Origin of the sequence: Streptomyces sp. NPDC001717 (genome assembly GCF_042892775.1) — a bacterium.
Classification (GTDB): domain Bacteria; phylum Actinomycetota; class Actinomycetes; order Streptomycetales; family Streptomycetaceae; genus Streptomyces.
This window is the reverse complement of sequence record NZ_JBIAUK010000019.1, coordinates 99,690-113,597: the sequence shown is the minus strand read 5'-3', so window position 1 is coordinate 113,597 and position 13,908 is coordinate 99,690. Positions and strand designations below refer to the sequence as shown.

Here is a 13,908-nt window from a genome sequence, read left to right as displayed (position 1 = left end):
GGGTCGCATCGTGATAGGTGCAGCTGCCCTGGCGGGGGTGGCGAAGCGCGGGAGATGAGGCCGGGTAACCATGAAAAATGCCGACATATGCACCCCGCTCTCGCTAATGTAACGAACGGGTAACGTCTTTGCCTTGTCTCACTTTTGCCCCTTGAAATGTGATGCCTTCCTCAGCCGCTCGGGGTTTCGTTCGCGCTGGTGTGGGTTCGCACCGGCCCCGAACCTCGGCGGCCGGCCCGCTCGACCGGGATCCACAGTTGGGAGCGGGTGTCCGCGCCGACCTCCACCGGCCGGGTCCGCAAGAGCTCCGGACCCGGCCGGCTCGTGTACGGGTTGGAGGGGAACCACTGCGTGAACACGTCCCGCCACAGTTCCTGGAGCGCGGTCGGATAGGGGCCGTGGTTGTCGAAGACCGCCCAGGTGCCGGCCGACACGTCGAGGGCGTCGAGTCCCTCGGCGGCCGTCCCGGGACCGGTCGCCACGCCGACCCAGTAGTCCGCCTCGGCGCCCTCCTCCCGACTGTCGGTCAGGTACACGGCCGCCGACAGGATCCCCTCCGGCTCCGGGCCGCGGGACAGCTCCTTCATCCGTACGATCGCCTGCTCGTCCAGGCTCTCCACGTGCGCCGCGGCGGCCGCGTTGACCCCCTCGTGCGCGAGCGGCACCCGGGCCTTCCTGCCGAGGAACCGGAACGACTCCTTCTCCACGATCCGGTACCGCATGGCCGTGCTTCCCTCGACGACGACGCGGAAGGACATGCGCGGCTGCGCCGTGAGCACGGCGCCCGTGCGCCGGGCCTCGCCGGGCCCGATGCCGTGCACCGACCGGAAGGCCCGGGCGAACGCCTCGCCCGAGCCGTACCCGTACCGCGTCGCGACATCGAGCAGCGTCGGCTGCCCGGCCAGCACGTCGGCCCCGGCGAGCGTCATCCGGCGGCGCCGCACGTAGACGGGGAGCGGCATGCCGGCGAGCGCGGAGAACAGCCGCCGGAAGTGGTACTCCGACACGGCGGCGATCCGGGCCACCTCGGCCACGTCGACCTCCCGATCGAGGCAGGTCTCCAGGTGGTCCAGCGCCTGATTCAGCCGCTCCAACACGTGATTCCGTCCTTCCTTCGTGCATGCCCGCCCGACAAAACCGGTGTGCGAATTGTCGGGCGGGAGGCCCCGGAACCGCCGGAGGCTTTCACCCATGATTGATGTCAGCGGAGTGTGCGAGCCGCGGTTCGTGGCAGTACGCGAAGCCCTTGCGGCTTCGCTCGATGAACATGACGTCGGCGCTTCGGTCGCCGTGTACCTCGATGGCGAGCCGGTGGTCGACATCTGGGGCGGGTACGCCGATGCGGACCGGTCCACCGGTTGGGAGCGCGACACCCTCACCGGGGTGAACTCGACGACCAAGAACATGACCGCCCTCTGCGCGCTCATCCTGGCCGACCGGGGTCTGCTCGACCTGTCCGCCCCGGTCGCCGCCTACTGGCCCGAGTTCGCCGCGGCCGGCAAGGAGCACGTGCTGGTACGGCATGTGCTGTCCCATACGGCGGGGCTTCCGCAGCTGCCCGGGCCGACCGTGGTCGAGGACCTCTACGACTGGGAGAACGTCACTGCGGGGTTGGCCGCCCAGGCAGCCGAATGGGAACCTGGGACGGCCGCCGGCTATCACGCGCTCACCTTCGGGTTCCTCGTCGGTGAGATCGTCCGCCGCGTCACCGGACGCAGCCTCGGCGAGTTCTTCGCGGAGGAGGTGGCCAAGCCGCTGGGCGCCGACTTCCACATCGGGCTCGCCGCCGAGCACGACCACCGCGTCGCCCCGCTCATCGCACCGCCGTCGCTGGGCGACGAGTACGCCGCCGGCCCACCGCCCGGACCGGACGGGGTGCGCCGGGAGATCGTCGGCGCCGCGATCCGGGTCAAGGACGTCAACTCGCCGGCCTGGCGCCGCGCGCACGTCCCTGCCGTGAACGGCTTCGGCAACGCCCGCTCCGTCGCCCTCGTCCACTCGGTACTGGCGAACCGGGGGACCGCCGGCGGCGTGCGGCTGCTGTCCCCCCAGGGCTGCGAACCCGCGTGGCAGGTGCTGTTCAGGGGTGAGGACCGCATCCTGGGGACGCAGATGTCCTGGACGGCGGGCTTCGGCAGGTTCGGCAACACCTTCGGGTGGGGCGGCTGGGGCGGTTCGCTGGTCGCGAGCGACCCCGATGCGCGCATGACGGTGGCGTACGTGATGAACCAGATGATCGACCGGGACCGGCAGGAGGACGACCGCGGCATGGAGATCATCATGGCCGCCTACGGCGGACTGCGCCGCCCCGCGGCGGTCAGACCGGCGGCATCAGATCGCTCTCGCTGATGGTGTACGTCAGCGGGGGGTAGCTGAAGTCGGTTTCGGTGTTCTCGAGGCGCCGCAGTCGGTAGAACTCCTTCGCCTGCTCGTCGTCGGCCGCCGCGAGGCGCGGACCCTGGGGGAGGTACGCGTGTCCCTCGTGAAACCGCACGAGGGTCTTCGACGTTCGAAACGTCACACCCAGCCATGGGTTGTCCGGCGTCCCGGTGGGCTCGTCCAGGACGATCTTGTGCCTGAGCCGCCGATTCGATGCGATGGAGAACGCGACGATGCCGTGGTGGGCGAGGGGGATCTCGAACCTCTCGCCACCGGTCTCCTTCGATTCGAAGATAAGTTTCCTCCGCGGGCCCGCTTCGGGATTCCGATAGCAGGAGAAGACGGCGATGAACGAATCGTCGGCCAGATCAAGCGCCTGGTCGCAATGGCCGCCCATGGTCCTGTAGGCGTTCGTGTAGCTCTCGACGAGAGCGTTGTTGAAACCGACCGGAAGCGCCGCACGTTCCTGAACCTGGCGCGCCAGTCGTTCGTGCACCGCCCGGAAACGCTGGGCCGGGCCGGCGTATCGACTGGTCGTGCGTACGAGGGGCACACCACCCGCCTCGTCGACCCTGGTGAGTACGGCACCCCGCCGGCCCTTTCCCACGTCTTCCCAACGAGTCGACGCGGACAGCTCCTCGAAGAGGTTCTCCTCGGCGGGCACATCGCACCAGATGATCTCAGCCGAGATCGTGGACCCGTGGGGCAACGTAGTCTCCCGTGTTCATGCTGAAGAGGAACTCCTCGCCGTAGTCGACGAAGGACGAGGACCTGTTCTCCTCGGCGTACAGCCTGCGCAGCTCGTCCATGCCGGCCGATGTGGGCGGCCCCAGTCTCACCGGATCACCGGCCGCCTTGAGGAACGTGTGGCCGTCCTTGTGAACGGCCTCGGCGCTCGAACAGCGCACCACGTATCCCAGGCGCGTCGGCAGCAACTCTGCGTCCAGCGACGAGGGCCGGATCTCGTGCGTGTAGAGCCGGTTCGTCGACAGCGGCACGAAGAAGACGGAGCCGGGGTGGAGCGTCACGGTGAACTGCGGAGGGAACGCGACCTCGTCGTGTTCGCCCGCCGACTCCTTGAGACGGAAGTGGAGTCTGGTCAGCCCGCTGACACCCTTCACGCCGTGATCGAAGGGGTCTTCGTCCAGGGGCCGGAGCTTGTCGAGCCGGTCGTAGAAGGTGCAGAAGGCCATGATGCCGTTGACGGGCATGTCCTTGGTCTTGTCGGCGTGGGCCGAGATCTTGGCCTTGGATTGCCTGCGCTCCGCCGTGGCAGGCGTGTTGTGGTAGATCTGGGCGAGGACGTGATTGAGCGGTGCCTGGTTCCGGAAGACGGCGGCGGCCTCGCGGTTCAGGGCCCCGACGATGTCCGTGTCGGTCGGACGGAAGTCCTCGGTCGGCCCCGAGAGGTTCGTGGAGCACCGGAGCAGCCGGAAATGCAGTTCGTCGCCGTCCCGTGTCACCGGCGTCAGATAGATCCCGCTGCGGTGGGCCGTACCGGGCTTCGTGGACTCCGTCAGGGACTGGAATTCGTGCTCCGCGCGGATCCGTCCGAAATGATCGTCGCCGAGCCCGAAGAAGCGGGGGTAGTACACGCCGACGCCGCCCACGCGGAGGGGAACCCGTCCGAGGTCGACGGGGGTCCACGCCCCGTCGACGTCCTCGTGGTGTCCGTGTGACAACTCCCGGACGACGAACACCCGCGCGGCCGGGTCCAGTCGGCGTCGGTCGATCGCCGAAAGGTCGCCGCACAGGTAGACGGTCTTCTGCGTGAGGTCGGACGAACCGGAAGCGAGGTCCTCCGGCGTGATCGTCGACCCGAAGAAGTCCCGGATCGTTGCATCGCCATGCGACGTCGAGGGCGCGACCAGGATGTTGTCCGCATCCTCGATGTGGGCTTCTGTCGTCTCTGTCGTGTGCGTCAAGGGGTACCCGAAAGGAGTCGGACCATGGAACCTTGATCCTCTCACGGGGCCCGACAGCGGGCAACGGGTCCTGATGTGAGGGAGGTTGGGCGCCGCTCCGCCGGCACACCGGGGTCGAAGCCCAGCACCGTACGGAGGGCCCGGACGCCCATGCCGAACCCGCTCGACGCTCCGGACGCGGTGGCGGCCGCGGCCGAACCGCTCGAGGAGCTGCTCGACGACGGCGCGCTCGGGCTCCCGGCGGACGGGCGCCCTGTACCCCGTATGTCCGTTCGGTTAGGCTTGCCTTGCCTGGCGTGCATGCAGGCGCGCAGGTTCGGGGGTCCGGTGCCGTAGGCGGCGACCCGTGGGACGAAACAGGCAGAGGCAGGATGCAGGTGAGAGACGGTGACCGGGCTCGTGCGTGCCGCGCGCTCGCCGGGGCGGGACGCCCGTGCGGGCGGACCGGCCTCCCGGCTTCCGGCCCCGAGCCCGGGATGAGGTGTCGTGGATAAGATCGCGCTCACGGCCGGCGCCCTGTACGCCATCGTCCTGCTCCGTGCCGGAGGGACGTTCGCCGTCGGGTGGCTCGCCGGCGCCGGTGCCCGCCGCAGCAGGTTCGCCGAGCGGATTTCGTCGGCGAAGTTCCAGCGTGCCGAGCGGGCGATCCAGCGGTGGGGCGCGCCCGTGGTGGCCGTCTCCTTCCTGACCGTCGGTTTCCAGACCGCCGCCAATTTCCTCGCGGGCAGCATGCGCCTGCCGCTGCCGCGCTACCTCCCCGCCCTGTTCGTCGGCGGAGCGGCCTGGGCGCTGATCTACGCGACCGCGGGGCTCGGCGTGCTCGAAGTGCTGGGACGGCTCTTCGCCGAGCGGACGGCCTTCGGGGTGTCCGCCGTGGTCGTCCTCCTCCTCGTGGCGTGCGGGGTGGTGGTGTACCGCAGGAGAAGGGCGGCCCTGCGCCCGGGCGAGGCCGTGACCGAGGAAGCGTGAGCCGTCCCGCGGAAGTGGGTGCGGCCGCGGGCTTCGCGCTCAGTGCCCGGCGGACCGCAGACGGACCCGGAACACGGCTCCGGCTCCCGGCGTCGTCTCCAGTTCCAAGTCGCCCCCGTGTGCGGTGACGAGGGCTGAGGCGATCGCCAGCCCGAGCCCGGCCCCACCGCCCGTCTGCCGGCTCCGCGAGGCGTCCACCCGGTAGAACCGCTCGAAGACCCGGACCGCCTGCTCCGCCGTGAGACCCGGCCCCGAGTCGGCCACCTCGATCACCTCATGGCCTCCCGCGCTCCCCACCCCGACGCGCACCGGCGAACCCGCGGGCGTGTGGGCGACCGCGTTGCCGACCAGGTTGGCGACCACCTGACGCAGTCGCGCCTCGTCGCCGTACACCGGCGCCGGGCCGGGCGGCCCGACACCGCCGGGTCCGCTCAGCGACACCTCGCGGTTCGGGTCGAGAGCCCGGATGTCGTGCAGGGCGTCCACCGCGAGGGTGCGCAGGTCCATCGGCGCCATCTCCAGCGGGCGCTGCTCGTCCATGCGCACCAGCGTGAGCAGATCCTCCACCAGCCCGCCGAGCCGTACCGCCTCGTTCTCGATGCGGGCCATGGTCCGTTTGACGTCCGCCTCGTCGGGGAGGGCTCCCATCCGGTACAGCTCGGCGAAGCCGCGGATGCCGGCCAGCGGGGTACGCAGCTCGTGACTGGCATCGGCGACGAAGCGCCGCATCTGCTCCTCCGACGCGGCGCGGGCCGCGAACGCCGATTCGATCTGCGCGAGCATGCCGTTGAGGGCAAGACTCAGCCTTCCCGTCTCGGTGCGTGCCGAGGCGTCCGGCATGCGGTGGGACAGCGGTCGCCCGGCGGAGATCTCCGCGGCGGTCTCCTCGATCCGGCGCAGCGGCCGCAGCCCCGCCCGTACGGCGAACCATCCGGCCGCGGCGAGCAGCAGCGACACCCCGACGCCGATCAGTTCGAAGGCGGTGGCCAGGTGGTCCACGGTGGAGGACACGTCGTCCAGCGGGGCCGCGACCGCGACACCGGTCGGCAGCGCCGGGTCCTCGCCGTCGACCGGCACGATCAGAACCCACCAGCTGCCGCCACCGTGATCGCTCGGGACCTCGAACGGCCGCCCCAGCCGCTCCCGCAGCCGGGCCCCGTCCATCCGCGGCCACGACGGGCCCGGGTCCCCGGCCGCGACGGGCTGGCGGTACGGGTCCGACACCGTGCCGTCGGCACTGACGAACGCCATCACGTACTGGCTGGGCAGCCAGGGCCGCCCGCCGCCCGCCCTCCCGGTGTGCGGTTGCGGGATGCCCTCGTTCCGGACCCGGTACGCCATCGCGTTCCCGAACCCCTCCAGCCGCTGGTCCACCCTCTCCACCAGCTGAGCCCGCACCGAGCCGAGTACCAGGGTGTCGCTGACGGTCAGCCCGAGCGCGACCAGTGCCATCGAGAGCACGACGAGCCGTGCCCGCAGGGTCAGGCCGGCGAAGCGGCGGGTGAGCCCCTTCGCCGACGGCCGCATCCGTCCCGGCCGTCGGCCTCCGGGCAGGTCGCTCGTGCGTTCGCCGACGCCTCCGCGTGGTCCGGGAACCCGCATCGGCGGGTCAGCCCTGCGGGCGGCGCAGGACGTACCCGATGCCGCGCACGGTGTGGATGAGCTTGGCCGACCCGCCCGAACCCGGGTCCACCTTGCGGCGGACGTAGGAGATGTACGACTCGACGATGCTGAGGTCGCCGCCGAAGTCGTACGCCCACACGTGTTCGAGGATCTGCGCCTTGGAGACCACCCGGTCGGCATGGGTCATCAGGTACGCGAGCAGTTTGAACTCGGTGGGGGACAGGGAAACGGGCCGCCCGCCCCGCAACACCTGGTGCCCCACGGGGTCCAGTTCGAGGTCACCCGCGATCAGGCGCCCCTCGCCCGTCGGACTGCCGGTGCGCCGCAGGATCGCGCGGATCCTGGCGATCAGCTCCTCCAGGCTGAACGGTTTGGTGACGTAGTCGTCGCCCCCTGCCGTGAGCCCGCCGATCTTGTCGTCGACGCCGTCCTTCGCGGTGAGGAAGAGAACCGGCAGGTGATCGGCCTCAGGACCGGTGCCCGCCACCTCGCGCAGATGCCGGATGACGTCGAAGCCGCTCATGTCCGGCAGCATCACGTCGAGGACCACCAGGTCCGGCCGCTCCTCGGCGACGGCCGCCAGCGCTTCGGCACCGTTCGCCGCCGAAGCGACCTTGAAACCGACGAAACGGAGCGAAGCGGACAGCAGCTCCCGGATGTTCGGTTCGTCGTCGACGACGAGCAGGCTCGCCTCGGGCGTGGCCGTGGCCGCTGCCCTCTCCATGGGGTCCTTCCTCTCCTGGTCAGCCCCGGCTCCCGCCGAACCCGCCGCCACCACCCTGGGCGACGGCCGTCGCTGCGACGTCGCCGGAGGGGCTCCGACTGCCGCGCACGGTCACGGTCTGCCCCGGCTGCAGGTCGGACACCTTGCCGCTTCGCGACTCGGTGACCTGGGTGTTGGTGTCGGTGGTGACCTTGACGACGTTGCCCTGGGCGTCCGTGACGTAGAGGGTCGCGCCGTCGACGAGCTTCACCGTACCGGTGGTCAGCCCGCCCCCGGCGCCCAGGCCTCCGTTCGCGCCGCCGAAGCCCTGCCTCGGGCCGCTCTGCCCGTTCCCGGTCCGCCCTTGTCCGCCGGATCCCTGGCCCTGGCCCGTCGAGCCTTCGCCCTGCCCGCCGGCTCCCTGCCGCTGCCCGCCGGCCCCGGTGCCGCCCTGGCCGAAGCCCGTACGCCCCTGCCCGCCCGCCCCGGGGCCGCGGCCCGAGGCCGCGACTCCGGAGCCGGATCCACCCGACCCCCGCAAGTGGCCCTTCTCGACCAGGACGCCCCCGGTGAAGGCGAGCCCGGCGATCACCCCGCCGGACAGCAGCAGGGTCAGCCAGGGCAGTCTCGGCCGGGGCGGGGCGGCGAGTTCCGCCGAGACGTCCCGGGTGTCCGGGGGCTCGGACAGGATCTCCTCGGGATCCTGCGCGGGCCCCGGTGCTCGTCCGGAGCGGTCCGCCTCCGCCAGGTCCTCGAACACCTCGGCGAAAGGCGTCAACGGCTCCCCGGTCACCTCGGGCGGCTCCTTCTCCGGTCCGGTGCGGCGTCGTGTCATGTCAGCTTCTCCCTGTCCCCACACGTATGTTGATCACTCGTGTCGCAGCGCTTCGATGGGCCGCAGGCTCGCGGCCCGGTTGGCGGGGTAGCCGCCGAAGAACAGCCCGATCGCCACGGCGATGGCGAAGGCGCCGACGACCGACTCCGGTATGACGACCGGCTTGATGCCGACGATGGTGAAGTGCGAGCCGATCAGCCCGGCCGCGACCCCGAGCCCGCCGCCGATCAGCGAGAGCAGGGTCGACTCGGCGAGGAACTGGCCGAGGATGACGCCCCGCGGCGCCCCGATCGCCTTGCGGATGCCGATCTCACGGGTGCGCTCGGTCACCGTGACCAGCATGATGTTGGTGATCCCGATCCCTCCGACCAGCAGCGAGATCGCGGCGACCGCCCCCAGCAGCACGGTGAACGTCTCGTTCGTCGATGCCTGGGTGGTCAGCAGGGACGCCTGGCTCGCCACCCGGAAATCGAGGGCGTTCGGGTCCTTGATGCCGTGCCGTGCCATCAGGACGGTGGTGATCTCGCTCTGCGCACCCGCCGTCACGTCGGCGGACTTCGCCTCCACGAGGATCTGCCCGACCGAACCGAAGCCGGTGAACGCGTTCTGCACGGTGGGCAGCGGCGCGACCACCACGTCGTCCGGGTCCTGGAATCCCGTACCGCCCTTGGTGGCCAGCACCCCGACCACGGTGAACGGCGTGCCGCCGAGCACCAGCTTCCTGCCGACCGGGTCCGACGTCCCGAACAGCTCGGTGGCGGTCGTCGAGCCGATGACGGCGACCTTCCGGGACGCCAGTACGTCGTCGCCGCTGAAGTAGTCGCCCTTGGAAACCTTGCTGTTGGAGGCCTTGAAGTACGCCGGGTACGTGCCCACCACCTGGCCGACCGTGTGCGAGGTGCCCTCGTAGAGGGCCGTCTGGGAGGTGGTGACCTCGGGCGCCACCGCCTCGATGTGCGGGGCCGCCGAGGCATCGGCCAGTGCCCGCGCGTCCTCGACGGTCAGCGGTTTCGCCGTGCCCGCCGACCCGGAGCCGGCGCGCCGGCCGCCGGATCCGCCGCCGGGGGAGACGGTGAGGGCGTTGGTGCCGAGCTTCTCGATGGAGGCCCGCACCGCCTGGGAGGAGCCGTTGCCGACGGCGAGCAGCAGGATCACCGCCGCGACGCCGATCAGCACACCGAGCATCGTCAGCGCGGAGCGCACCTTGTTCGCCGCGAGACCGCCGAGGGCGAAGCGCAGCGTCTGGAACGGGTTCACCGCAGGCCTCCGGCCACCGGGTGTCGCCCGCGCATGGCGGGCGGGGGCCCGACGACGGGGGCCTGCCGGACGTCCTCGACGATCTGGCCGTCGACCAGGCGCAGGACCCGTTTGGCGTGCCGGGCCACCTCGTCCTCGTGGGTGATCAGGACGACGGTACGGCCCGATGCGTTGAGCCGGTCCACGATGGTCAGGACCTCCTCGGTGCTGTGGCTGTCCAGATTTCCGGTGGGCTCGTCGGCGAGCAGCATCGCCGGCGCGGTGACCAGGGCGCGGGCGACGGCCACGCGCTGCTGCTGTCCGCCGGAGAGCTCGTTGGGACGGTGGTCCATGCGGTCGGCCAGTCCCACCAGGGTGAGCGCGGCCTCCGCGCGCCGCCGCCGTTCGGCGGCCTTCACACCGGCGTAGGCCAGCGGCAGCTCCACCTGGGCGAGCGCGGTGGTGCGGGGCACCAGGTTGAACGACTGGAAGACGAAGCCGATCTTGCGGTTGCGGACCAGCGAGAGCCGACGCTCGTCCAGGCCGCCCACGTCGATCCCGTCGAGCAGGTACCGGCCCGACGTGGGAACGTCCAGGCAGCCCAGGATGTTCATCAGGGTCGACTTGCCCGAACCCGAGCTGCCCATGACCGCGACGAAGTCCCCTTGCTCCACGACGAGTTCGACACCACGTTGGCGGCCCGAAGCGATGTCGTACGGACCGCCGAGCGCGCGGACCGCGGCTTCGCCGTGCCCGTACGTCTTGAGCAGTGCGCGGACCTCGATCACGGGCGGTACGGCGCCGCGCGGGCCGCCGGTCTGCGGCGTCATCCTCGGCCACCCCCGCCCCCGCCGGTACGGAAGCCACCGGCGCCGGCACCGCCGCCGCGGCTGCGGGTGCCCGTGGACCCGGCTCCGGGGAAGGCCCCGCTCGGGAAGCCTCCGTTGCCGGCCGAGGACACCGGGGCCAACTGCACCCGGTCACCCTCGTTCAGCCCGCTGACGACCTGGTCGGCGCTGTCGCCTTCGAGGCCGATCGTGACCGGCGTGCGCACGGTGGTGCCGTCCGCCTTGACGACGGTGACGCTGCGGTTCTCCCCGGTCCCGGACACGGCTGCGGCGGGTACCGACAGGGCGCCGGAGGCCTCGCCGACGACGACCTGGATGCCGGCGCTCAGGCCGCTGCGCAGGTCGTCGGTGGCGCTCGTGATGGCCAGCGTGGCCGGGTACTGCACGGCGCTCCCACCTCCCGAGTTGCCGCCACCGGAGGAGGAACCGCTGCTCACGGGCAGCGAACCGACGGACAGTACCTGCGCGTTGAGCGTCTTCCCGGACATCGCGTTGAGCGTGACCGTCGCGGCCTGGCCGGGCTTCAGCTTCAGCGCGTCGGCCTCCGAGAAGCCCGCCGTCACCTGCATGCCGGACGGGTTGGTGAGCACCACGAAACCGGAGAGGGCGGAGGCAGCACTGCCGGAAGCGGAGTTCCCACCGGACCCACCGGAGCCGCCGGACCCACCGGACCCACCCGACCCGCCTGACCCACCGGAGCCGCTGTTGCCACCCCCCGTACCGGAGACCGTGTCGCCCACCTTCGCCGAGACGGAGGCGACCGTCCCGTCGACGGGAGCCTTGAGCACCGTTCCGTCGACGGCACGTTGTGCGGCGTCCACGGCGTTCTGGGCCTGGGTGAGCTGGGCGCGGGCCTGGGCGACCTGCGCCGGGTCCACGGTCGGTGTGGGAGCGGGCGCCGGAGTGGACGCGGAACCGACCCGCGACGTGGCGTTCGAGCCGCCCGACCCGGAGGTCACCTGCCCGGCCTCGGCCTTGGTGAGGTTGGCCCGTGCAGCCGTCAGCGACGCCTGGGCCTGGTCGAGCGTCTCGGTCGCGGCGGTCGCGTCCACCTTCCCGAGCAGTTGGCCCTTGGTGACCTTGTCCCCCGCCTTGACGTGGACCTCGGTGAGCCGCCCGCCGGTGGTGAAGTTCACCCCGGCATCGCTGGGTGAGCTCAGCGACCCCGAGCCGGAGACGGTCGCGAGGACGGTGCCCTTGGTGACGACGACGGTCCGCGCGGAGTCCCGTACCGGCCCCCCGCCCTCACCGGCCACCGCCGCGTACGCGCCGGCGGCGCCCGCGAGGACCGCCACTCCGAGCACCGAATTGATCAGGACGGCCCTGCGCCGCCGTGGGAGCACCTTCATGGGACGGCATCCTGGCCGCCCACGCTTTGCGGGGTCTGGGAGCTTCCTGGGAGTTCCCTGGTAACGCCAGGCCAACGCGAAGGGCCCGTACACCCTCATAGGGCGCACAAGGCCCGGCTCCTGACGCCGTCGACCCACGGCGCCCCTCGGGCTCTCGGTGAACTCACAGCTCCCGGGGCCGGGAACGAGCAGGGGGGAATCGGGGGAACAGTGCGCCGACCGGCTAATTTGTGAGGAGGCAGGCGGGGTCGTACGGAGGGGGCGTCGGCGTGGGGACGGATCGGCGAGAAGAGCGGCGTCGGGGAATTCGTGCCGAGGGCACGGCCGAGCCGGCTCGGGATCCCCGTACCCTCCGGGACCCCTATGCGGTCTACGCGGCCACGCGCTCCGCATGCCCGGTGCGGGCCGTGCCCGCCGGTTCCGGAGGCCGCGTCGACCACCTGGTCACCGGCTACGCGGAAGCCCGCGAAGCCCTCGGTGACGCCCGTCTCTCGAAGGACACGGGCGCCTTCTTCGCGGGCAAGGAGTCGCGGCGACGCCTGCACCCGGCGGTGGCCCGCAGCATGCTGGCCGCCGACCCGCCCGGACACACCCGGCTGCGGAAGCTGGTGACCAAGGCGTTCACGCCCGGGGCCGTCGACGAGCTGCGTCCTTTCATCACCCGGGTCACCGACGAGCTCCTGGACCGGTGGCCCGTCGGCGAGCCGCTCGACTTCGTGGCCCGCCTGGCGGTGCCGCTGCCCGTGATCGTGATCTGCCAACTGCTCGGAGTGCCGCAGGCGGACCGGCCCGCGGTCCGGCGCTGGTCCGCGGAGCTGTTCGCGGCGGGGGAGCCCGACACCGTCGACGCGGCCTCGCACGCGCTGGCGGGCTACATGACGGACCTCATCGCCGCCAAGCGCCTGGCCCCCGGCGACTCGCTCCTGGACCGGCTCGTCTCGGCGCGGGACGGCGAAGACCGGCTGAGCGAGGAGGAACTGGTCTCCCTGGCCGTGCTGCTGCTCGTGGCCGGACACGAGAGCACCACCAACGCCCTCGGCAACGCCCTCCTGGCGCTGCTCCTGCACCCGGCCGCGCTGGATCGTCTCCGGGAAGAACCGGGCGAGGTCCGTGCCGCACTGCCCGAACTGCTGCGCTTCGACTCGGCCGTCAGCACGGCCACCTTCCGGTTCACCACGCAAGCCGTCACGCTCGGCGGCACCGGGATCCCGGCCGGTGTCCCGGTCCTGGTCGCGTTGGGGGCGGCCAATCGGGACCCGGCCCGCTTCCCGGCGCCGGACCACCTCGACCTGGACCGGGACGCCGCCGGTCATCTCGCGTTCGGTCACGGTGTCCACCGCTGTGTCGGCGCCCCCTTGGCCATGGCGGAGCTGGAGATCGCCCTGCGAGCCGTGCTGACCCGATTCCCCGGAATCCGCCTCGCCGTACCGCCCGAGCGACTGGAGTGGCGGCGCACCCGCCTCGTCCGCGGACCGGCCGCGCTCCCCGTCCTGACCTGAGGGCCTGGCAGGATGCCGCTGCCGGGCCGCCAGTGCGCGACGGGGCCCGCAGTGACCGTGCGCGGCCGGCCGGGCCGCGGCGGATGCCGAGGAGGAGATCAGGTGGGAGACGCCGACATCGTCAGGTTCGCGGACCGGGCGCGGAGCATAACGGTGGAACTGGAGGGCGCGGCGGGCGGCGGACGCCACGAGGGTCGGTACGACGCCGAGATCGTCATCGAGACCGGCTTCGTCGGCGCGCGCGTGCCGGTGCACCTCACCGACGCCGACCTCGCGGACCTCAGGGCGTTCCTCGCCGCACGCGCCTGCGCCGAGGAAGACGGCGCCCTGCCGGACGGCGCGGTCATGGACTGGCCCGCCGCGGGCCGCAGCGCCTACTTGAGGCTGCGCGCCGAGGACCCGTTCGTGGTGGAGGTCCGTGACCCGGTGCAGAGCGGGGTGACGGTCGTCGTGCCGCTGCACCCGCGCGACGGTTGGGCCGCACGCGCCGTCTCCTGGCTCGACCGGCTGCTGACCCGTCTCGGCGAACGGGCCGGATGAAG

Annotated in this window: 13 protein-coding genes; 4 read left to right on the top strand and 9 right to left on the bottom strand. The window is 71.7% G+C overall.

Annotated features, from left to right (window positions below):
• Positions 1–170 precede the first annotated feature (170 nt).
• Positions 171–1,097, bottom strand: a complete 927-nt coding sequence (locus ACFYZL_RS26565) for a GyrI-like domain-containing protein (RefSeq protein ID WP_384745061.1) — start codon at positions 1,095–1,097, stop codon at positions 171–173.
• 94 nt (positions 1,098–1,191) lie between these two features.
• On the opposite strand from ACFYZL_RS26565, the gene ACFYZL_RS26560 reads away from it, so the two are divergent.
• Positions 1,192–2,349, top strand: coding sequence for a serine hydrolase domain-containing protein (locus ACFYZL_RS26560; RefSeq protein ID WP_388682371.1), 1,158 nt, complete (start codon positions 1,192–1,194; stop codon positions 2,347–2,349).
• On the opposite strand, the gene ACFYZL_RS26555 is transcribed toward ACFYZL_RS26560, so the two are convergent.
• Both ACFYZL_RS26555 and ACFYZL_RS26550 read right to left on the bottom strand, forming a co-directional pair.
• Positions 2,318–3,043, bottom strand: a complete 726-nt coding sequence (locus ACFYZL_RS26555) for a hypothetical protein (protein WP_388682369.1) — start codon at positions 3,041–3,043, stop codon at positions 2,318–2,320. The genes ACFYZL_RS26560 and ACFYZL_RS26555 overlap by 32 nt on opposite strands.
• 16 nt (positions 3,044–3,059) lie before the next feature.
• Entirely contained in the window at positions 3,060–4,304 is a 1,245-nt protein-coding gene (locus ACFYZL_RS26550) for a hypothetical protein (protein ID WP_388682367.1), read from the bottom strand.
• 486 nt (positions 4,305–4,790) lie between these two features.
• On the opposite strand from ACFYZL_RS26550, the gene ACFYZL_RS26545 reads away from it, so the two are divergent.
• Positions 4,791–5,273: a DedA family protein gene (locus tag ACFYZL_RS26545; RefSeq protein WP_388682365.1), complete on the top strand. Its 483-nt coding sequence runs from the start codon at positions 4,791–4,793 to the stop codon at positions 5,271–5,273.
• A 39-nt stretch (positions 5,274–5,312) separates the two neighbouring features.
• Here the strand turns inward: ACFYZL_RS26545 and ACFYZL_RS26540 are convergent, their stop codons facing one another.
• The 6 genes from ACFYZL_RS26540 to ACFYZL_RS26515 all read right to left on the bottom strand — a co-directional run bounded on the left by ACFYZL_RS26540 (position 5,313) and on the right by ACFYZL_RS26515 (position 11,867).
• Complete coding sequence (locus ACFYZL_RS26540; RefSeq protein ID WP_388682363.1) at positions 5,313–6,800, bottom strand: sensor histidine kinase; 1,488 nt, start codon at positions 6,798–6,800, stop codon at positions 5,313–5,315.
• Between the two features lie 82 nt (positions 6,801–6,882).
• A complete protein-coding gene (locus tag ACFYZL_RS26535; protein WP_388682361.1) occupies positions 6,883–7,620 on the bottom strand; it encodes a response regulator transcription factor in 738 nt (245 codons plus the stop codon).
• 19 nt (positions 7,621–7,639) lie between these two features.
• Positions 7,640–8,434 carry a DUF5666 domain-containing protein gene (locus ACFYZL_RS26530; RefSeq protein WP_384745069.1) on the bottom strand — a complete coding sequence of 265 codons (795 nt, stop codon included), beginning with the start codon at positions 8,432–8,434 and terminating at the stop codon, positions 7,640–7,642.
• A 33-nt stretch (positions 8,435–8,467) separates the two neighbouring features.
• Positions 8,468–9,691, bottom strand: coding sequence for an ABC transporter permease (locus ACFYZL_RS26525; RefSeq protein ID WP_388682359.1), 1,224 nt, complete (start codon positions 9,689–9,691; stop codon positions 8,468–8,470).
• Positions 9,688–10,500 carry an ABC transporter ATP-binding protein gene (locus ACFYZL_RS26520; protein ID WP_388682357.1) on the bottom strand — a complete coding sequence of 271 codons (813 nt, stop codon included), beginning with the start codon at positions 10,498–10,500 and terminating at the stop codon, positions 9,688–9,690. The genes ACFYZL_RS26525 and ACFYZL_RS26520 overlap by 4 nt, the downstream gene beginning before the upstream one ends.
• Positions 10,497–11,867 carry an efflux RND transporter periplasmic adaptor subunit gene (locus ACFYZL_RS26515; RefSeq protein ID WP_388682355.1) on the bottom strand — a complete coding sequence of 457 codons (1,371 nt, stop codon included), beginning with the start codon at positions 11,865–11,867 and terminating at the stop codon, positions 10,497–10,499. Before ACFYZL_RS26515 ends, ACFYZL_RS26520 begins: the two co-directional genes overlap by 4 nt.
• 407 nt (positions 11,868–12,274) lie before the next feature.
• Here ACFYZL_RS26515 and ACFYZL_RS26510 point away from each other — a divergent pair, with 407 nt between their 5' ends.
• Both ACFYZL_RS26510 and ACFYZL_RS26505 read left to right on the top strand, forming a co-directional pair.
• A complete protein-coding gene (locus ACFYZL_RS26510) occupies positions 12,275–13,366 on the top strand; it encodes a cytochrome P450 (RefSeq protein ID WP_388682353.1) in 1,092 nt (363 codons plus the stop codon).
• A gap of 102 nt (positions 13,367–13,468) precedes the next feature.
• Positions 13,469–13,906 (top strand): DUF5959 family protein, encoded by a 438-nt coding sequence (locus ACFYZL_RS26505; RefSeq protein WP_388682351.1) that lies wholly within the window; start codon positions 13,469–13,471, stop codon positions 13,904–13,906.
• Positions 13,907–13,908: the final 2 nt, after the last annotated feature.